General features: G+C 70.8%; 17 protein-coding genes. 8 read left to right on the top strand and 9 right to left on the bottom strand.

What is annotated here, in order from left to right:
* A partial coding sequence (locus tag ACSIH6_RS12080; RefSeq protein ID WP_435108439.1) for a GTP-binding protein occupies window positions 1–162 on the bottom strand: 162 nt, incomplete at its 3' end.
* Window positions 163–185: 23 nt separating this feature from the next.
* Window positions 186–593, bottom strand: a complete 408-nt coding sequence (locus ACSIH6_RS12085; RefSeq protein WP_435108440.1) for a MerR family transcriptional regulator — start codon at window positions 591–593, stop codon at window positions 186–188.
* Window positions 594–698: 105 nt separating this feature from the next.
* On the opposite strand from ACSIH6_RS12085, the gene ACSIH6_RS12090 reads away from it, so the two are divergent.
* Both ACSIH6_RS12090 and ACSIH6_RS12095 read left to right on the top strand, forming a co-directional pair.
* Entirely contained in the window at window positions 699–1,067 is a 369-nt protein-coding gene (locus tag ACSIH6_RS12090) for a hypothetical protein (RefSeq protein ID WP_435108345.1), read from the top strand.
* A gap of 145 nt (window positions 1,068–1,212) precedes the next feature.
* Complete coding sequence (locus tag ACSIH6_RS12095) at window positions 1,213–1,455, top strand: hypothetical protein (protein ID WP_435108346.1); 243 nt, start codon at window positions 1,213–1,215, stop codon at window positions 1,453–1,455.
* 94 nt (window positions 1,456–1,549) lie between these two features.
* On the opposite strand, the gene ACSIH6_RS12100 is transcribed toward ACSIH6_RS12095, so the two are convergent.
* The gene (locus ACSIH6_RS12100) at window positions 1,550–1,753 is read right to left on the bottom strand and encodes a DUF2795 domain-containing protein (protein WP_435108347.1); all 204 of its coding nucleotides are present in this window, start codon (window positions 1,751–1,753) and stop codon (window positions 1,550–1,552) included.
* Between the two features lie 210 nt (window positions 1,754–1,963).
* On the opposite strand from ACSIH6_RS12100, the gene ACSIH6_RS12105 reads away from it, so the two are divergent.
* The 4 genes from ACSIH6_RS12105 (at window position 1,964) to ACSIH6_RS12120 (ending at window position 5,516) form a co-directional block, all read left to right on the top strand.
* Complete coding sequence (locus tag ACSIH6_RS12105; RefSeq protein WP_435108348.1) at window positions 1,964–2,881, top strand: ADP-ribosylglycohydrolase family protein; 918 nt, start codon at window positions 1,964–1,966, stop codon at window positions 2,879–2,881.
* A 62-nt stretch (window positions 2,882–2,943) separates the two neighbouring features.
* Window positions 2,944–3,555 carry an IS607 family transposase gene (locus tag ACSIH6_RS12110; protein ID WP_435108441.1) on the top strand — a complete coding sequence of 204 codons (612 nt, stop codon included), beginning with the start codon at window positions 2,944–2,946 and terminating at the stop codon, window positions 3,553–3,555.
* The gene (locus ACSIH6_RS12115; RefSeq protein WP_435108349.1) at window positions 3,552–3,686 is read left to right on the top strand and encodes a hypothetical protein; all 135 of its coding nucleotides are present in this window, start codon (window positions 3,552–3,554) and stop codon (window positions 3,684–3,686) included. Before ACSIH6_RS12110 ends, ACSIH6_RS12115 begins: the two co-directional genes overlap by 4 nt.
* Before the next feature lie 21 nt (window positions 3,687–3,707).
* Window positions 3,708–5,516, top strand: coding sequence for a zinc ribbon domain-containing protein (locus ACSIH6_RS12120; RefSeq protein ID WP_435108350.1), 1,809 nt, complete (start codon window positions 3,708–3,710; stop codon window positions 5,514–5,516).
* A gap of 480 nt (window positions 5,517–5,996) precedes the next feature.
* On the opposite strand, the gene ACSIH6_RS12125 is transcribed toward ACSIH6_RS12120, so the two are convergent.
* The 6 genes from ACSIH6_RS12125 to ACSIH6_RS12150 form a co-directional block, all read right to left on the bottom strand.
* The gene (locus tag ACSIH6_RS12125) at window positions 5,997–9,758 is read right to left on the bottom strand and encodes a choice-of-anchor M domain-containing protein (RefSeq protein ID WP_435108351.1); all 3,762 of its coding nucleotides are present in this window, start codon (window positions 9,756–9,758) and stop codon (window positions 5,997–5,999) included.
* A 119-nt stretch (window positions 9,759–9,877) separates the two neighbouring features.
* Window positions 9,878–10,525, bottom strand: a complete 648-nt coding sequence (locus ACSIH6_RS12130) for a TIGR03769 domain-containing protein (RefSeq protein WP_435108352.1) — start codon at window positions 10,523–10,525, stop codon at window positions 9,878–9,880.
* Window positions 10,526–10,962: 437 nt separating this feature from the next.
* Entirely contained in the window at window positions 10,963–12,261 is a 1,299-nt protein-coding gene (locus ACSIH6_RS12135) for an MFS transporter (protein WP_435108353.1), read from the bottom strand.
* 93 nt (window positions 12,262–12,354) lie between these two features.
* Entirely contained in the window at window positions 12,355–13,566 is a 1,212-nt protein-coding gene (locus ACSIH6_RS12140; protein ID WP_435108354.1) for a GTP-binding protein, read from the bottom strand.
* Between the two features lie 4 nt (window positions 13,567–13,570).
* Window positions 13,571–14,311 (bottom strand): class I SAM-dependent methyltransferase, encoded by a 741-nt coding sequence (locus ACSIH6_RS12145; protein WP_435108355.1) that lies wholly within the window; start codon window positions 14,309–14,311, stop codon window positions 13,571–13,573.
* Between the two features lie 65 nt (window positions 14,312–14,376).
* Complete coding sequence (locus ACSIH6_RS12150; RefSeq protein ID WP_435108356.1) at window positions 14,377–15,432, bottom strand: GTP-binding protein; 1,056 nt, start codon at window positions 15,430–15,432, stop codon at window positions 14,377–14,379.
* Between the two features lie 279 nt (window positions 15,433–15,711).
* Here ACSIH6_RS12150 and ACSIH6_RS12155 point away from each other — a divergent pair, with 279 nt between their 5' ends.
* On the top strand, window positions 15,712–17,388 hold the full coding sequence (locus ACSIH6_RS12155; protein WP_435108357.1) for a choice-of-anchor M domain-containing protein: 1,677 nt from the start codon (window positions 15,712–15,714) through the stop codon (window positions 17,386–17,388).
* A gap of 3 nt (window positions 17,389–17,391) precedes the next feature.
* A complete protein-coding gene (locus tag ACSIH6_RS12160; protein WP_435108358.1) occupies window positions 17,392–19,125 on the top strand; it encodes a choice-of-anchor M domain-containing protein in 1,734 nt (577 codons plus the stop codon).
* Window positions 19,126–19,132: the final 7 nt, after the last annotated feature.

Raw genomic sequence — 19,132 nt, forward strand, 5'->3', positions numbered from 1 at the left:
CGCGCCGGCGGAGGAGATCGCGGCCGCGTGCAGGGCCAGGGCCTCGGTCAGGGTGGACTTGCCGGCGTCGGGGTGGGAGATCACCGCGAACGTGCGCCGCCGGGAGGCCTCGCGTGTGACCTCGGCCGTCACCTTGTCCGCGGTCGGCGCTGTTGTGGTCACTGTCGCTCCTTACGGTTCTGTTCTCACGTGGTCGCGTTGTTCCTGGTGCGCTGTTCGCGCAGCCGTCCGGCGAACTCCTCGGCCATCGCCAGTTGGTCGCGCAGGGTCTGGCAGCGGGCCACGATGGCCGCCTCGAAGGCGTCGAGCCTCTCGCTCAGCGCCTCGCGTTCGTCCCGTCCGGTCTCGGCGGCGTTCAGCCGGTCCAGGGAGGCCAGCAGTTCGCGGGTCTCCTCCAGGCTGAAGTCCAGCGGCTTCATCCGCTTGATCAGCTGGAGCCGGTCGACGTCCTCCTCGGTGTAGAGGCGAAAGCCCCCACGTGAGCGCGCGGACGGTTCGACCAGGCCGACCTCGCCGTAGTAGCGGATCGTGCGCAGGGACAGGTCGGTCCGCTCGGCGACTTCGCCGATCTGCATGTGGCCCGCTTCGGGCATCGCGGCACCTCTTCTCATTGAATCTACTCTAACGTTAGATTCGTTTATTCGGTGTCGGTTGTCGTAGCGCGTCACGGTAGCGCGTCTGTGGACGAGGAGGGCGTCATGCCACGTCAGATGACCTGTCCAGCCTGCGGTGAGGAGGAGGATCTGGTCGGTGAGCGCAGCCGGGAGGGCATCCGCATCCGTTGTGGAGCATGTGGTGCCGGGTGGGACAGGGACACCCCTTACACCTGTGCCACCTGTGGTGGTGCGGACGTCCACATGAGGCCGCAGGCGCTGACCCAGTACTCCCGGGGTACCCAGCTCTCGATCGTCTCCTTGCACTACATCCCGTTGTGCGGCGTCTGCGACGCGGACATGCTCGCTCGCGCCAACCAGCAAAAACCCGTCCCCGGCCAGTACCAGCCGGCCGCGGCCGTCCGTCGCGGCGACGCGGGGGAGGGTGAGAGCACGCTCATCCTGCCCCGGTGATGACCTTCCGGTATTTCTACTCTAACGTGAGGGTAGAGTTCTGGGTGCCGGGAGTTCGGCGCGCCGCTCGACTTCCTCCCGCGTGTGCTCCTGGGAGGGGGGAGGGGCGCGCCTCCGGCTTGCCGCCGAGATGTTGGAGCTTGTCATGGCCTACTACCGAATCCGGACGAACGACGGGTCCTCCACGAGCCTTCGGGCTCAGCGCGTGCGCACCGACGCGTCCCGCCTCTATCTGGAGGAGAACGTCGCCGGTGTCTGGCGCGAGGCGCGTTCCTGGCCCCTGGGGCGCGTTGAGTCCCTTCAGCGCCGTTTCACCGAGAACGACGGCACGTGGACCTGGTTGACGGAGCCGCTGCCCGCGCCCGTCGGGGTGCGCGGCTGGAACTGACCCGACCTCTTTCGCTGGAGGGCGCCCCGGTTCCGGACGTGCTGGTGAGAGTCGTCGCGGACAGCTGGTCCGGGCGGGTGGGGCCACGCGGTGATCACGCACTCCGCGGTACGTCGTCCAGATGCCTCCACAGGTCACGCAGATGGGAGTAGGACCCCTCGGGAAGCCTCGCCAGGGCGGTGAGGACCTCATCGTTCGCGTCGTGCAGGTCCGCGGCGCTGATGACCTGGCCCCGTGTCAGGGGTCCGGAGCTGAAGGCTCCCTCGAGGGAAGCGGCGATGTCGGTTCGGGTGACCATCGGTTGTGCCTCCACAGGGCGAAGCGGTGAACCTTCGGGCCGGGGCCGCGGCGGTACCGCCAGGGAAGACGGACCGTGCCGTCGGCCGTACCGCCGCGGGCCGGATGGTGGGCGCGGAATCGAGGATGCCGCCACCCATCGCTCCACACTCTACCCTTCCGTGAGAGTAGAGTTGTCTCCGAGACCACCACCACGGACGGAGACAACCCGATGTTCTCCTCACTGCCCGATCAGCCTCCCGCTGCCCGGGAGTCCCTCGACGACCCCTTCAGCGATCGCGACCAGGGCTGCCTGGTCGCCGCCGCCTGTGGGGACGCCTTCGGTAGCACGTCGTCGCACAGGCCGGAGGTCCCGCAACTCCTGAGGCCCACCGGCATCACTGCTCTGATGGCCGTTCTGGCCGAGCACCTGTGTCAGCGGACGGATGCCCAGGAGGCCGCCGTCGACCAGGACCGTCTGGTTCGGGAGTTCACCGACGCGTGGCAACGCGACCCCGGCCGGGGCTTCGGCGGCGGGGAGATCAGGATCTTCCTCTCCGTCGTCAACGGCGTCTCCTGGGAGAGCGCGTCCGTCTCGGCCTTCGGAGGAACGGGGTCGTACGGGGCCGGTGCCGCCGCGAGGGTGGCCCCCGTGGGCCTCCTGCCCGTTCCGTTGAACCGGCTGGTCCAACTGGCCAGGGACAGCGCGTACGTCACCCACGCCCACGCGCTCGCGCTCGAGGGCGTCGCGATCCAGGCCTGCGCGGTGGCCTACGCCCGTCGCGCGGACAGGGGACAGTCGCTGGCCGCCTCCCACCTGTTGTCGACGGTGGCCCGCTACTCCTCCGCTCCGGAGTTCCGGTCCCAACTGGCGCGGTTGGGCGCCCTTGCCCGGGGCCGCTGCACCCACCGGGACGTGGCGCGTGCGCTGGGGGAGGGCGTCACCGCGGTCGAGGCCGTTCCCCTCGCGCTCGCCGCCTTCCTCCGTTCCCCCGACGACCTGCCGGAGGTGGTGCGTTTCGCCGCGGCTGTCGACGGTGGCGGAGGACGCGTGGCGGCCATGGCCGGGGCCCTCGCCGGAGCACGCAACGGGGTCGGTGCCATCCCCCGTTCCTGGTTGCGCTGCCTGGAGGACGTCCCGGAAGGCTAACCAATTTCCTTAGTCATCCCTAGTTTTGTGCATGTATAGTTGCGCGCATGGAGTTGCTGCGCATGTCGAAGGCCGCGAAGCGTCTCGGGATACACCCGATGACACTTCGCCAGTGGGCTCTCGACGGCAAGATCCCGTTCACGTGGGTCGGCCGTGAGCGCCGCTTCTCCTCCGTCGATGTCGAGAACATGAAGCGCGGCAGCGACTCCGCGACCTCCCGCCCACGCCGGGAGGTTCTGTATGTGCGGGTCTCCGGATCGTCTGGGCAGGAGTCCTCGCTGGAGGCCCAGGAGAAGGAGCTACGGGCCACATCCACGGGCGTCATCGTCAAGGTGGTGCGCGACCGTGGCTCTGGTCTACGGGAGAACCGTCCCGGCTTGAACCGGGTGCTGGCGATGGTGTCGGACGGTACCGTGACCGCGGTCCGCGTCACGCATGAGGACCGGCTGGCCCGGTTCGGTGTCGGATGGCTTAAGCGGTTGTTCGCCGTGTACGGAGTCACGGTGGAGGTGCTGCACCCGAAGAAACTCGGCGGCCGGGACGAACTCCTGGAGGACTTCGTGTCGCTGGTGACCACGTTCGCCGGGCGTCTGTACGGGATGCGCAGTGCGCAGAACCGCAAGCGGCTACTGGCCGAGTCCGGCCAGTGCAGCGACCAGAGCGAGGCCACGTGAGTCGCAAACCGCAGCTCGCCGAAGGCGAGACCTCCCGCACCGCCTGCGTCCGCGCCCTGATCCGCGCGAGCGTGGACGAGAGGACTGGCGAATTCCTCACCGCCGCCGCTGTGGTGGAGCGCGCGGGCTGATGCGCCGACCTGGTGTCTGGCATGGCAGGTGCGCTGCTGGCCGAGCGCTGGAACACCACCGACGTCGACGTGCTTGCTGCTGGTGTGGACGCGGGCGGTGGGAAGCTGCCCTCGAACGCCTGGATGGCGCTGCGCCGATTGGGCTGGACCGTCGCCCCGCCCGAGGGTGTGAAGGTCAATGACCGGATCGTGCGTATGGCCCAGGAGCAGGCCGGACGCGCACTGCGGTCGGTGAAGTGGCGGGCCGACCTGGCGGCCGGTGTGCTGGCCACTTGGCCCACCGACCCGCGCAAGCGCACCCCACAAGAGTGGGATCAGGTGCGAGAGGCGATACCCGGTGGCGAGTACCTGCCCTCCAGCGTGATCCGCTCCCGCACCCGCCAGGTCCTCTCCTTCGACCGTGAGTACGGCCGTCGCCCGGCCGATGTGTTCGAGCTGGAGCCGACACCCCGCGCCGCCCGCATGCTGCTGCTCGCCGCGTGCGACGGGCAACAGGCCACCGTCGAGCGCTCCACGGCCGAGCCGCAGCGGGTGCTGCTGCGACTGCAACTCCCGACCCGGCCCGACCCGCAGGCGTACCAGGATTGGACGTGGGTGGCCTGTCAGATCACGCTGCCGCCGACCGTTCCGGAGAACGCCGTGATCCACCTGCCCACTCTTCGGATCGTGGGCGCGAAGGTGCGGGCTGATCTCGCCTACACCCACCCCGTGCCCAAGACCCAGCGCACCGGCCACACGATCGCGCTCGGTGTTGACTGGGGGCTCAACACCCTGCTGTGCGCCGGAGCCGCCCAGCTCCACGACGACGGCCGTATCACTACTCTCGGATCGGGTGCGCAGTTCCGCGCCGCCGGGGTGCTCGCCAAGCAGTATCGGCTCCGCCGACACTCCGAGTGCCTGCACGCCAAGGCCGATCACTACGCCCGACTCACCGACGCCACCCTGGACCACAAGGCACAGGTGCTGACTGAGGAGATCCGACGCGTCTGCGAGCGCCGCTCGAACCTCAACGATGCTCTTGCCTGGAGTGCAGCCCGCTGGGCCGTGGACCAGGCCATCGCCGCCAAAGCCACCGTGATCTACCTCGAAGACCTGCGGTCGATGGAAGCGGGCGGTATGGCCCGCACCCACAACACCCGCCTATCCCAGACGGTGCGCGGCCGGATCGCCGACCGCATGCGGCACTTGGCCGCCGAGGTCGGGATCGCCGTGGTCACGGTGCCGCCCCGCAACACCTCCAAGCACTGCCCCTGCTGCCTGTCCCCGCTGCGACACCGCAAAGCCCCCGACAAGCCCGCGGTGAACGGCTGGAAGTGGGCTGTCTGCCCCGATGCGGAGTGTGGCTGGCAGGGCGACCGCGACCACGGGGCATGGCGCCGGATCGCAGCACGTGGCCTGACCCACCAGGCCAAGACCGTCATGGACAAGACCAGCAGCACCATGGTGATCCGCAGGGTAGTTGACAAGTTCGAAGCCGAGGCCGTCATCACGGTCGGGCCGAAGACCAGCCGGACGGACCGGTCGAAGACCGGCCCTACCCGGCCACGTTCCAACCGCCTCGCGCCCAGGCGACGCGAGGTTCCCTCCCCAGCACAACCGCAGGGTCGTGCTGGCAAGCGTCCGGAGGGACACGCACCAATGGGCCGAACCCGGCTGCCCCGCGCGGCCCACCGGTACCAGGGCGTGCACACGATCAGCAGACCCACCACCGGCCACAGGCCGCGAGGAGCAGTACTGGGCGCGGGCTTCCACCTGCATGCTCATGCCTCCCCGCCATGGTGGGCAGAACCCACACCAGACACTATGTCTCGTATGGGCTCGCTTAGCTGATCAGAGACGCTGAGAGGCGTTCGGTGCCGCTCCGGTGAAGGACAGGCCAGGGCTGGGATATGCGTGCCCTGCATGTCGACGCATGTCGGTGGACTGCCGCAGGTGCACAGCGGGATGGTCCGCGCGCAGACGAGGGTGCGGCGTGCGGGCGCTGACCGCCGCTGTGCTGGCCATGGCCTTGGCCCACGTGTTCGTCCCCCACCCCCCGACGGCAACAGGCCGCGATCACGCCGCCGCCCCGCCGTCGGGAACTGCCGTCCGCGCCCGCCGGGAGCCGTCCCGCTCAGAGTCCGCCGGACTTCTCCGGCGAGCAGATGCGGCGGGCGAACGTCACCCGAACTTCCTCGCATGGAGGGGGTGCCCACCGCGCGCGAACGGCACGTACCGGGACAGGCGGTGAGGTGCTCGCTCCTCACCCCGGTCCCGACGCGGTCGGAGGAACCCTGGTCCGGGAGTTCCTGCGGGCCCTCGCCTCTTGTTTCAGGCCTCACCCCCTTGCCTCTTACGGGAGAGCATGAGCGTGGCCGCGCCGGCCACCGCCAGCAGGACTCCGGCGGAGAGGAGTCCGAGAAGCCTGCTTCCGGTGAAGGGGAGCTTCGCCTCGTCCCGGGGCAGGGGCTCCCCGTCCGGATCGGTGTTCGCGGGGGGAGGACTCTCATGGCCCGGGGGTCGGGGATCGGAAGGCTCCGGGCCGCTGGAGAGGGTGAGAACGATGTCGTCCCATCCGATCAGCCTTCCGTCCGTCGCCGTCACCGCCAGGCGGTGACGGCCGACAGGGACGTCGGCCGGGATCGCGAGCCGGTACTCGGCTTCGGGACCCACCGTGGCCGTTCCCAGGCTGGAGGGCGTGGAGAACAGCCAGTTCTCCACCTCCTGGCCGATGTACTCCCCTTCCAGACCGACGGTGATCGTCGTGCCGACGACCGCCGTGTGGGGGACCGTCACACCACCGCGGGCGGGATCGGTCAGGTCGTCCTCGGCCGGGGGGCCCGGCGGCTCGGGTTCCGGCTCCGGCTCGGGTTCGGGTTCGGGTTCCGGCTCGGGTTCGGGCAGGGTCACCGATGCGGAGGCCTCGGAGCGGGGAGAGGTTCCGACGCTGTTCGTCGCCGACACGACGGCGCTGTAGGCGGGGCCGGGAGAGAGCCCGGAGAAGGAGGCGCTCAAACCGTCTCCCCCAACCCGTACGGTGGCCTCCTCCACCTGGTCCGCCAGCAGGGTGACGTCGTATCCGGTGACGGGCGTGCCTCCGTCACCGGCGGGTTTCCAGGAGACGTCGATCGTGTCCTCGCCGCTGACATGGGCGGACACCGAGTGCGGAGCCCCGGGAACGGAGAAGGTGCGCACCGGGTCCGAACGCTCTGACTCCCTCCCCGGAGCCCCGTCCACGACGGGGGTCACCGTGACGGTGTACTCCGTGCCGGTCTCCAGCCCCTCCACGGTCACCGTGGTCTTCTCGGGGGGCACGTCGGCCGTCGCGGTGACGTCCTCTTCCCGGTACACGCTCACCAGGTATCCGGACAGCCCGGAGGGGGACACCGCGTCCCAGGCCACGTTCACCGAGGTGCCCGACGCGGCCGTGGCCGTGGGCCGTCCGACGGTGACCGGTCCTTCCCCGGCGTCCCCGGTCGTGGCCTCGGCCGCCACCGAGGGAGGGGACGTGCCGACGGCGTTCGTCGCGGTGACCACCACACTGTAGGCGGTGGAGGGGTCAAGACCCGTGACCGTGGCGGACAGCTGGTCGGCGGGCACGTCCTGGGTCACCACGACCTCGTCGTCCCGGCTGACGATGACGGTGTAGGAGGTCACGGGGGAGCCTCCGTCGGAGTACAGCGTCCACGAGACGTTGAGCGAGTCCGGGCCGGCCGCGGAGGCCCGCACGTCGATCGGCTGCACGGGCTCGGTCGCCGCGGGTTCGATCTGGACGTAGTCCGACGCCTCCGAGGGATCGGACTCCCCGTGCGCGTTCACCGCCCTCACCTGGGCACGGTAGGAACCGACGGGCACGTCCTCGAACCTGTGGCTGTGTGAGGAGGCGTCCACCTCGGCCGTCAAGGGGATGCCCCACACCGGTTGGAGCGTCACGGTGTATCCCGTGACGGGAGAGCCTCCGTCGGTGGCCGGGGCTTGCCATTCGACGTCGACCACGCCGCTCTCGGGGGACAGCGCGGTGGGCTGTGGCGGTGGGGCCGGAACCCGGCCGGGTTCTTCGTCGGGCGGGCAGTCGGCGGGGTCGACGCCGGTCACCGGTGTCGTACCCACCGCGATCGTGAGCGTGCTGCGGTGCGACACCTCTCCCGAGCCCGCGAGGGCCGCGCTGCGGACCGTGTCCAGGCAGTAGACGCCTTCCTCGGTGAAGGCCCAGGTGCCGTGGGCGTGGGTGTCCGGCGGGATCGCGAAGGAGTCCCGCCCGTCGGAGGAGGTGTCGAAGAGGACCTCCGGGTCCCCGAAGGCCCCTGTCTGGTACAGGAAGAGCTCTCCGGGGCCGTGGAACCCCTCGATACGCCAGTCGACGTCTCCTTCGAGAGCCCCTGGAGGCAGTTCCTCCGTGGACCATCCCGGCCACAGGAGCCCCTGTTGTTGTTGCTGGTTGACGGACCACAGAGGCGTGTCGGGATCGCCGAGGAAGGAGAAGCGTTCGTCCGAGGGCACCACGGTCCGGCTCTCGGGCAGGAGTTGGAGGACCGTCTCCTCCGGCAGACGGTGGATCGGCGCGCCCGGTGTCGTGTCGTCCTTGACCCGGGTGAGCAGGTCCCCGGTGTCGGACAGAACGCTGGTCACGTCCACGTGCCCGTCGTTGAGGACGACGGCTCCCGCCTGGTTGGTGGAGCCGTTGGGGACGTACACCTCCTCGTCGGGGCCGGGCTCCTCACCGCCTCCGCCACCTCCGCCGCCTCCCTCGTGGGAGCAGGGCACCACGGCGGAGCGGTCGAAGCCGTCGCCCGCCGCGAAGGTGAGGGTCGTGTCCGTGGAGACGGGCGTGCCGTCCGCCAGGGTGGCGGAGAAGGTCAGCGGCACACAGTAGACACCCGCCTCGCTGAAGGTCCACCGGGAGAAGGCGTCGGAGAAGCCGGGGCCGAGCGTGTAGGTGTCCTTGGGATCCTCGCCCGAGTCGAACCCCTCTCCGGGAGGAGTGACCAGGGCGTTCGTCATCGTGAGTGTGCCCGGCCCCTCGGCCCGGCCCATCGTGACGGTGAGGTGCGAGTCCTCGGCCAGGGCACCGGGAGCGAGGCGTTCGGTCGACCACACGAACCCGGAGGAGTCCAGGTCCGAAGCGGGGATGAGGTTCCTGTAACCGTCCACGGACCAGGAGCCCCGCCAGGACATGTTCGACGAGTAGACGGTGTCTTCGGGGTCCTTGTGGGCCACGTCGAGGGAGGCAGCCGAGGGGGAGACGGCCACAGCGGTCCTCAGCTCGTCGCCGTCGAGGAAGACCTCCAGCGCTCCGAGCTGGGAGGAGAGCGTCAGCGCCTCTCCCGGGGACTCCACGGCGGGGGCGGGCTCCGGCAGGGAGATCGGAGGCCGCTCACCGCCGGTCCCGCAGGGGACCACCCGGTCCCGGGGTGTCTCGTTCCCCACGAGTACGGTGATCTGCTCGTTGGCACTGACCCATGATCCCGATGTGAGCCGGGTGCGGGCGGTGACGTTCAGGCAGTAGACCCCCTGCTCGCTGAAGGCCCACTCGTAGTGCGAGTGCCCGTGGGTGGGGATCGCCGAGTCCGGCAGCCCCTGGCGGGTACTCCACACGAGGTTGGCGGACTGGGTGGCTCCAGGCCATCCGACGTAGACCTCGCCCGGACCGCTCACCCCGTCCAGGGTCATCGACACCGGTGTGCTGATCTGGGCGGTGTCCAACGACTCCAGGCTGAAACCCGGCCACAGCGCCTGTCCGCCGTCGGGGTGCGGGCGCCCCGCCGCGGGGAAGTACCAGTAGGTGTCTCCCTCCTCCCCCAGCAGGCCGTAGTCGGTGTCGGACACGGTGTTCCCCGTGTCCCGGGAGGCGGGGACCGTACCTTGCAGAGTGTCGGCGAGGACGACCGAGTCCAGTGGGGTCAGGTCGGCGTCCATCCCGAGGACGAGCTCTCCGTCCTGTAGGGCCACGCGGATGTCGTGGTGCCCGCGGTCCACGAAGGTCGGGCCGCCACCCGGTTCGGCGTGGGAGGTGGAGAACGACCCGAGAACGCAACAAGCCGACACCACCACTGCCCCTAGGGCGCGCGAGCGCCACTGCGGTCTGGGGGACATGGGGAACCTCTCTGAGGGACCGCCCGGTCCTGGGAACGTGTCCGGCGGTCGGGGGGATTGTTCTGGGGGAAGCCCTGCGGGGCCGGGGCCGAAACCCCGACCCCGGCCCCGCAGGTGGATCAGCCGACGATGAAGGTGAAGGGAACGGTGGCGGAGGAGACCCCGCCGGAGGTGACCCGGAACGAGAGGGTGTAGGTGCCGGGGGCGGTGAACTGCCACTTCACGTGTTCGTGCACCGGTCCGCCGTAGGTGGCGGAGGGAGCCGAGGGGGTGAAGAGGGCGGTACCTGCCTGGGAGGCGCTGAATCCTCCGGCGCCGCTGCCGCTGTAGGAGGCTGACACCAGGGTGTAGGTCACCGAGCCCGACAGCGTGGAGTCACTGGCGAATCCGGCGAAGGGCAGCCCGTACGTGGTGGCGTCGCTGTAGGACTCGGGCAGGACGTAGCCGCCCAGGGCGGGGGTGTTGGGGACCTTGATGGCGGTCAGGGCGGGGGAGAGGAGCCCGGAGGGGATCTCGGGGTCTCCCCAGGGCACGGCGTCGTTCTTGACCTCCAGGACGATGGATCCTCCGGAGAGGCGCGCGTGGACGACGTCGACGTGCCCCTCGTCGATCTCGTACACGGCGGCGGCTGCCGGGGAGGCCACGGCGATGGTCAGGCCGATCGCGCCGGCCAGCGCGAGCAGGAGCGCCCGTGCCCGGTGCGGCACCGATGCCCGAGGTCGTGGGGAGGCGGGGGCGAAGACGCGTGTACGCGTTGCGGTGGACATGGGGTGTCCCTTCTGGGGTGAACAGGTGGGCGCCGACCCGCTCCCGGGACCGGGCGAGAGGCCAGTGGGGGCTGGGCCGGGCGCCCACCTGTTCGGTTGGGGGTGTGGTGACCGTGCTCCAAGACAGCAGGGTGTGATCTGTCCGTTGTGTCGTGGATTCGCACGGTCGCCTGTGATGCTATTTGAAAATGATAATCGTTTTCTAGAGAGGCTCGCGTGACCTGGGTCACTGTGTGAAGAGTTGTCGGGGATGTGGGGATGCGCGCGCCGAGGGGGCGGCCGGTGCGGAGGCGGCGGAACGGGGGGGCGTTCGCGGTGGCGGCGGTTGGCCGCGCGCTCGTCGCCGCCCCCTGGCTCGCGGGCGTCGGGGTGGAACGGGTGCAGCCTTCGGGAGGCGGGGGTGCCTGTCCGGAACCGGGGCCCGCGCGCGACCGCGATCAGTTGTGCTGGGAGGTCCCGTCCGGAGCGGCGCTCGATCCCGTGCCTTCGTGTGCGGACGTGGCGGGAGCACCGCGGAACCGTGGATGGGCGAAGACGAAGGCGGTGATGACGGCCATGATGACGGTGCCGGTGATGACGGGCAGGGGCGGCCAGACACTGTAGAGGGCGGTGCCGGCGGTGGGGGCGACGACGAAGGTCAGGCCCGTGGTGGCTCCGATGAGCCCGGCGAGGCCGCCTTGTTCCTCGCGGCCGACCAACAAGGTGGGGCCCGCGGTGTAACCGGGCATGGCGGTCCCGATGCCCAGGCCGATGAGCGCGATGGAGCCGAACAACGGGAGCGCGCCGACGTCGGGGATGAGAACGGCGAAGCCGATCAGGGCGACGGTACCGCCGACGCGCAGGAGGGTGGCAGGGCTCCAGCCGCTGCGCGGGACGATGACGCCCTGGGCGAGGACCAGGCCGAGGCCGGCGGCGAGCATCGCGGCGCCGGTGAGCACCCCGGCGGCCTCGGCGTCGAGGGCCAGGCGGTCCTGAACGATGAACCCGGTGATGACCTGGATGAACCCCAGCGCGGTGAACATACCGAACCCGGCGAGCAGGAAGGGCCAGACGCGTGTGTCGGTGGGCCGGACGCGTACGGGCTCGTCGATCAGAGTGGTCCTCGGCTCACGGTGCAGCCGGACCGCGACGAGGAGCAGACCAAGACCGAGCAGGACGGGAACGGCGATGAGCGGGGTGAGCAGGCCGAAGGCGGCCAGCAGCCCGCCGACGACGGACCCGGCGATCATCGCGATGCCTTGTACGGCACCGACACCGGACATGCCCTTGACCCGTGTCGCCTCGTCGGTGGTGACGTCGGCGATGTAGGCCTGCGCGGTGGGTGGGACGGCCGCCAGCGCGGTGCCGAACCCGATGCCGCGCAGCAGCACGAACAGCGCGAACAGCGTCACCCCGGTCAGGGCGCCGCTCATACCGAGATGGGAGGCGAGCGCGAACAGCGACGTCGTGACCACTCCGAGGGCGAGCGCGGCCACCAGCACGGGCTTGCGGCCCCAGGACTGGGAACGCCTGCCCCAGGCCTGGCTGGTGAGTACGACCATGATCGCCGCGGCGCTGATGGTGACCCCGACCTGCCACTCGGCCAGGCCCACCTCCCGCGAGAGCGGCGCGATGATCGGGTTCAGGGTCATCTGCGCAAGGTAGGCCAGGAACACCGCGGTCAGCAGGAGCCGGACCTGCGGGCCAGTCGCGGGGCCGGGAGTCGCCGTCGGGCGGCTCCCACTGGAGTCTGTCATGCGCGGGTCTCCTGGTGTGCGGCGAGCGTGCCCGGGACCTGTTCGAGCTCGTGGCCGAACGGCTGACGAGCGGGTGAGGTTGTTGCCGACCGGTCAGGCGTGTTCATGGTGCCTGTGCTGGCCGTGCACGTCCCACTCGGGGAAGGGGTCGTCGAACGAATCCCAGGGGGAGGCGAGCTCCTCGTCGGTGAGCAGGCAGGAGCGCAGGGCCGCCTCCAGGGGGCCGTGCCGCAGGGAGGTGCCGATGAACACCAGTTCCTGCCGCGGCTCCACCGGTTCGCTGTCCGCCAGGTCCTCGGGGGAGTAGCCCAGGGCGGCCCCGTCGGCGGGGTCCCACACGCCCGCGGGTTCGAACCGGGCCACCGGCCCGGCCTGGGACCACAGGCCCGTCGTGCGGGCACGGGTCGCCAGCCAGAAGAAGCCCTTGGCGCGGAGGACGGTGCCGTGGCGGTCCCCTCCGAACCCGCAGGAGAGCAGGTCCCACAGACGGCCGGGGTGGAAGGGGCGGTCGGCCCGGAAGACCAGGCTGGAGATCCCGTACTCCTCGGTCTCGGGCACGTGGTCGCCGTTGATCTCCGCCACCCAGCCCGGGGCGCGGGAGGCGCGTTCGGGGTCGAAGCGGTTGGCCCCGATGAGTTCGCGCGGGTCCACCCGGCCGTGCGCGACGCGCAGGACCCGGGCGAGCGGGTTGAGGCGCCGGATCGCGGCCTCCACCCGTTCGGCCTCCTCCCCGGTGACCAGGTCGGTCTTGGTGACGAGCAGGAGGTCGGCGAACTCCACCTGGTCCACGAGCAGGTCGCTGATGGTGCGCTCGTCGTCCTCGTAGGCGTCCAGTCCGCGCTCGGCGAGGTCGTCGCCCCGGTGGAGTTCGGCGAGGAAGTTCGCGGCGTCGACCATCGACACCATGGTGTCCAGGCGCGCCCCCTCCAGGAGGGGGCGCCCGTCGGGGCCGGGGACGGAGAAGGTGGCGGCCACCGGCATCGGCTCGGAGATGCCGCTGGACTCGATCAGCAGGTGGTCGAACCGGTCCTGCTCGGCGAGCCGGGCGACCTCCCCCAGCAGGTCGTCGCGCAGGGTGCAGCAGATGCAGCCGTTGGTCATCTCCACCAGGCGCTCGTCGGTCCGGGACAGGTGCCCCTCGCCCCGGACCAGGTCGGCGTCGATGTTGATCTCGCTCATGTCGTTGACGATGACCGCGACGCGCAGGCCGTCCAGGTTGCCCAGGAGGTGGTTGAGCAGGGTGGTCTTGCCCGCGCCGAGGAAGCCGGACAGCACGGTCACGGGCAGTTCGGTGAGTGCGCTCACGGCCTCAGCCCTTCGGGAGGAGCTTGTACAGTCCGGCCTCGGCGGGGCCGTGGGGCAGGACGCGCAGGCGGTGGGGCGCGGTCTCGGCGCGCAGTGTCTCCTCGGTGAGGGTCCACCAGGCGTAGCGGACCTCGTCGCGGGTGAGGACCCGGTCCCCCTCGTGCACCTCGTAGGTCATGTGCCACTCCACCTGTTCGGGGCCGCTGGGTTCGGCGGTGGCCCAGCCGACGTAGGAGCGGCCGCCGACGCGGACCTCGCTCATCCGTGCCCGCTCCACTCGCTCGGGTTTCAGCGGGGCGGCGAGGTTGAGCAGGACGAACGCTCCGGGTGCCAGTCGCGGGGCCAGGTCCTCCCACAGGCGGTCGCGCTCGTGGGGGCTGAAGTGGCCGATGAGGTTGGCCATCACCATGCCGCCGATCCGGTCGGGCAGGTGCGCTGAGAGCAGGTCGTCGCCGTCCACGGTCACGCGGTCGCGCAGGTCGGGGTCGTCGGCGATCCGGGAGAGCAGCACCGTCCTGAGCAGGAGGGAGGGCTCGACGGCCAGCACCCGGGCGTTGGGCAGGGTCGCGGCGATGAGGCGGGTTCCGTGGCCGCCGCCCGCGCCTGCGTCCACGACGGGACCGGAGTCCCCGGGCAGGGAGCCCAGTGCTTCGGAGAGGGTCGACCGGTGGTGTTCCCACCACCCGGCGATCATCATGTCCAGGTACTGCCCGGAACGGGTGTAGGGGTCGTCGTACTCGGTCAAGGGTCGTCCTCCCTGGGGTTCGACGTGTCGAGGATCTGCATGGAAACGAAAATCGTTTTCAAACCTTAGCAGTCACTGCCGCCATCGCTCTCCAAGAGCGGGGCGAAGGGGTTCTCGCACAGCGGGCCGTCCCGTTCCCAGGCGAGGACTTCGTCATCGGTGAGCAGGCAGGAGTCCAGCAGGGGGAGCAGGCGCGGTGTGTCCACGCCCAGCCCGGTGAAGGCGATGTGCTGGCGGCGGTCGCCCGTGCGCGGGTGCCAGTCGAAGGTGTCGGTCGGTCTGCGCAGCTCGGCGGCCAGACGGCGTGTCCCCGCCGGCAGGGCGGCCAGCCAGGGGCCGCTGCGCTCGAAGGAGAGCGAGAGGCCGACCGCCTCCCAGGACAACATCGCGTCGGGCATGCCCGCCAACCACAGGCGTCCCCTGCTGCGCAGCCCGGCGCTGGCCGTCTCGTCCAGCGCCTCGAAGAACCGTTCGGGGTGCAGCGGACGGAACCGCCTCCACACCACGGTTTCCGCCAGGTCCTCCTCGGTGTGCGGAGGAAGGGGAGGGAACGCGGGCGACAGGCGGGCAGCGGCGTCAACGCCGTCGAAACACCTGCCGAAGAGCGGCGCCAGCTCATGTGGGGAGGGCTCGGCCAGCAGCCGGGCCGAGGGGTTCAGGTGCGCCAGGAGGGACAGGCACAGCCGTCCCCGGAGGTCGGCGCGCCCAGCTCCGACCAGGGCGAGGTGGTCGGCGTAGTCGACCTGGCGTAGAAGGGTCTCGGCCGTCGTGCGCGGATCGTTCCTGTCGGAGCTCAGGCCACGCGAGTGCGCGATCTCGCCGCTCGCCAGATCCGTCACGCACTGCTGGGCGTCCACGGCGGTGACCACCCCGGCCAGGGTTGTGCCGGTCCCGCCGCGGTCCGAGGACATGAGCGCTTCGGCGACGATCGCCGGGTCGGTGCCCCCCGGCAGCTCCACGATCCGGAGCGGGCCCTCTCCGCGGTGTGTGGCCCGCGCGGGGTCGAACTGTGACGCCGTGGCGCCGGGGGCGGCTTCCGACAGGATGCGGACGACGCGGCGCCGGGCCTCGTCGTGGATGCCGGACACGATCACCGTGCGGGTGGACCGACCATCGGTCACGACTGTCCTCGCTCTCCAGTGCACGGCAAGGCGAGGACGGCGACCCGAGGGCTCTCCGGGGGCGAACCTGGGAGCCGGTGCGCGCCGGTTCTTGGGTACCCCGCCTTGCAAAAATGAAAACGGTTATCATAATCTCTTACGGAGTCATCCGTGTCTACCTCGTGCACTCCTGACCCCCAACCCCCGATCGAGGCCCCTCGTCCCCCCACTTTCTGTGCGCTCCACCGAAAGGACCGCGCAGCGCTTCTCGTGGAAGGGCCGCACTCCGAGGAGTACAAGTTGAGAACCCGCCTCAGACCCTGGCTCGCCCCGGGGGCGATCGCCGCAGCCCTCGCCCTCGCCGGCCTGGGCGTGGTCCCGGCCGTCGCTGACGGCGGGGAACGGCTCGTCCTGGATCACGGTCACGTCGACGTGGCCGCGACCGTCACCGACGGGACCTTCTCCATCCGGGTCAAGGACGACACCGTCTCCCCGTCCGAGTTCCGAGAACTCGATGACGTGGTGTTCCACGTCACCTCCGAAGCCGCCGTCGACATTCCCGACACCCCCGCCTACGACTTCACCGGGGCCCCGGGCGAACGCGCCTACGTCCTGCCGCAGCAGCAGGCCGCGAACCTGTTGTGGCCCGGGTGGAGTACCGAGCACCTTCCCGCCGGTTACCTCGCGCCCGACGAGTACATGACCTTCGAGCTGACGGGCGTGGCGGGACCGGAGGGCTCCGACTTCTCGCTGTTCCAGACCGGCGCCTTCGGGAGCCCCCAGCCGTTGCTGAGCACGGTCACGGGAGCGGGCTCCCTGGAGGTCCGGCCGCAGTACGCCCACGCCCACGGGAGCTGGGTGTTCACCGACCCCGGCTACTACTTCCTCGACGTGCGCTACGCGCTGGAGAGCACGGACGGTCCGGTCGAGGCCGGGGAGACGCTCGTCGTCGCCGTGGACTCCGACCCGACCACGATCCCCGGCGAGGGCCCCGAACCGACCCCGAGCCCGGACCCGACCGGGGATCCCGAGCCCACACCCGACCCGACCGGGGACCCCGAGCCGACTCCCGGACCCACCGGGGATCCGGAGCCCACACCCGGTCCCACCGGGAAGCCCGAACCGACCGAGCCTCCGGCCGACCCCGTGGTGCTGTCCGAAGGGCACGTCGACCTCCGCCCGGTCATCGAGGACGATCTGACGGTCTACGCCGGATACGACGACCCCTCCGCCGGAGAGAAGGTCTACTACGACGCCGACGAGGTCGTCTTCCACGCCAAACCGGAGTCGAGGGGAAGCGTCCCCGAGGGCGACGCCTTCTCCTTCCTCGGAGAGTCGGGCGAGGACCTGTGGATGCTTCCCCAGGTCCAGCAGGCCGACCTGCTGTGGCCGGGATGGAGCACCGAGGACATCGGGGCCGACCAGCTGGACGACACCGCCGGGGTGGACTGGACCCTCACCGGTTATGACGGACCGGGCGCCTTCTCCCTCTTCCAGAACGACGCTTTCGGCAGCCCCCAGGTGATCTTCCACACCGGTGACGGAGTCCCCGACACGCTGACCGGGATCCCCGCGGGTGTCCACGCCCACGGGAACTGGGCGTTCACCGCCGAGGGCCACTACTGGCTCGATCTCTCCTTCTCCGCCACCACGTCGGAGGGCCGTGAGCTCGAGGGGGAGACGACCCTGGTCATCGCCGTCGGCGACGTCGACCCGAGTGAGGTCCCCGATCGTGACGGCACCGGCACCCCGGACCCGACCGCGGATCCCACCGACCCCTCCGGACCCGAGCCCCGGCCCACGGACGGGAGCGGTGGCCTTCCTCCGGCGGGCGGCGGGTCCACCAAGCCCGACCTCCTGGCCAAGACCGGTTCGTTCCTGGTGCCCCTCGTCATCGGGGGCGTGCTGGCCACCCTCGTCGGCAGCAGCCTGCTCATGGTGCGCCGACGTACCGCGACTCCCATCGAGGAGAACTGATCGATGCATCCCCTCGCTCTTCTGCGCGCGGGAGCCACGGCGCTGACCCTGACTCTCGTCGCGGCCTTCCCCGGCACCGTCGCGGCGGACACGGCATCCCCTGAGGCGTCCGCGTCCCCCGGCGTGCCAGAACCCCCCGGCCTCCTCCTGACCCTGGACCAGGACGAACTGGTGCTGGAACTGGCCGGTCACGGGCCCGAGCCCGCGACGGCCGCTGCTCCCGACCCGCCCTCCACGCCGTGGGAGGAGACCGGTCCCGCCACGGAGGCGGTCCCCCAGGTGGGGGGAACCGCGGCCGACCAACGGCACGGACCCGAGCGCGAACCCGAAACGGCGCTCGTCGCGGTGAGTCCGGCGACCCTGGGCACCGACACCGTGTGGCTCTCAGGCCTGTCCCCCCACGAGACCGATCCAGAGCACGCGGTCTCCGCCGCCTCCGGTGTGGACACCACCGGGGTCCGGGGTTCGCTCGACGACTCCGTTCGCGTCACACTCACCGAGGTCGAAGGCCCCGGTGAGGTGGGGCTGTACACCGAGGGATTGGCGCCGCTCCTGCTCGGTGACGGTACCGAACCGGTATCGGCGGCCCTGCCCGAAGGACGGGTGACGGACGCCGCATGGGGCTTCGGTGAGCCCGGGGAGTACACCGTCACCTTCGAGGCCGCGGCGACCCTGTCCGACGGTCACGAGGTCACCACCGAGCGGACCCACCGCCTGGTCGCGAGTGCGATGGCGCCCGTCCCCGAAGCCGCGCCGCCCCGGGCCCCGCTCCCGCGGCTCCCGGAGCGGCCTGAGGCCCCCGATCCTCCCGAGCCCGCACAGGAGGCCGACGAGGCCTCCCCGTCCGACGAGGCGTCGGACGCGCTGGTGCGCCCCATGGCCGCGGACGACGAACCGGCGGTCGGGGGAGAGACCGTCACCCTGAACGACGGCCACGTCGACGTGGCGGGCAGGGTCATCGACGGGGACCTGGAACTGTCGGTCAAGGACGGCACCCGGTCGGGCACGACCACGTGGCGAACGCTCGACAGCGCGGTCTTGGAGGTGGCCGCGGACGCCCGGCAGGAATGGCCCTCCGGCTCCTCCTACGACTTCCTGACCGAGGCCGGAGCCGACGTGTGGATGATCCCCCAGGTGCAGAGGCAGGGGGTGGTCTGGGCCGGGTGGAACACCGAGGAGATCACGTCCGGGCAGGTCGACGGCCAGGTCACCTGGACCCTGCACGGAGTCCGCGGGCCGGGCGGGTTCGCCCTGTTCTCCACCTCCTCGTTCGGCAGCCCCGAAGTCCTGTTCGACGGATCGGAGGGGGCCAACTCCTTCGAGGTCCCCCTGGGGACGCACGCGCACGGGAACTGGGCCTTCGCCGCGACCGGAAGCTATGAGCTCGACTTCGAGATGAGCGCGACCCTGACCGGGGGCGAACGCGTCAGCGACACCGGAACCCTGAGGGTGACGGTCGTCTCCGGCGGTGGCGGTTCCGGTGGAGGCGGTGGTAACGGCGACGGCGGCGGTAACGGCGGTAACGGAGACGGCGGCGGTAGCGGCGGAGGCTCCGGCGACGGCGGTGGATCCGGCGCCGGAGGCGGCAGCGGTTCCGGTGGCCCCGAGGGGCGACTCCCCAGGACCGGCGACGACCTGGTTCCGTTCGTCCTCGTGGCCGCGCTCCTCACCCTGCTCGGCGGGACCGCGGTCCTGGCGGCTCGGACACGGCGGCGTCCCGACGCCCCGACGGCGTGACAGGGAG

The sequence above is a fragment of the Nocardiopsis synnemataformans genome, assembly GCF_965343085.1.
Taxonomy (GTDB): domain Bacteria; phylum Actinomycetota; class Actinomycetes; order Streptosporangiales; family Streptosporangiaceae; genus Nocardiopsis; species Nocardiopsis alborubida.

Coding starts and splice junctions, on each gene's coding strand:
- ACSIH6_RS12085 (WP_435108440.1), bottom strand. CDS start 593: ATGCCCGAAGCGGGCCACATGCAGATCGGCGAAGTCGCCGAGCGGACC.
- ACSIH6_RS12090 (WP_435108345.1), top strand. CDS start 699: ATGCCACGTCAGATGACCTGTCCAGCCTGCGGTGAGGAGGAGGATCTG.
- ACSIH6_RS12095 (WP_435108346.1), top strand. CDS start 1,213: ATGGCCTACTACCGAATCCGGACGAACGACGGGTCCTCCACGAGCCTT.
- ACSIH6_RS12100 (WP_435108347.1), bottom strand. CDS start 1,753: ATGGTCACCCGAACCGACATCGCCGCTTCCCTCGAGGGAGCCTTCAGC.
- ACSIH6_RS12105 (WP_435108348.1), top strand. CDS start 1,964: ATGTTCTCCTCACTGCCCGATCAGCCTCCCGCTGCCCGGGAGTCCCTC.
- ACSIH6_RS12110 (WP_435108441.1), top strand. CDS start 2,944: ATGTCGAAGGCCGCGAAGCGTCTCGGGATACACCCGATGACACTTCGC.
- ACSIH6_RS12120 (WP_435108350.1), top strand. CDS start 3,708: ATGGCAGGTGCGCTGCTGGCCGAGCGCTGGAACACCACCGACGTCGAC.
- ACSIH6_RS12125 (WP_435108351.1), bottom strand. CDS start 9,758: ATGTCCCCCAGACCGCAGTGGCGCTCGCGCGCCCTAGGGGCAGTGGTG.
- ACSIH6_RS12130 (WP_435108352.1), bottom strand. CDS start 10,525: ATGTCCACCGCAACGCGTACACGCGTCTTCGCCCCCGCCTCCCCACGA.
- ACSIH6_RS12135 (WP_435108353.1), bottom strand. CDS start 12,261: ATGACAGACTCCAGTGGGAGCCGCCCGACGGCGACTCCCGGCCCCGCG.
- ACSIH6_RS12160 (WP_435108358.1), top strand. CDS start 17,392: ATGCATCCCCTCGCTCTTCTGCGCGCGGGAGCCACGGCGCTGACCCTG.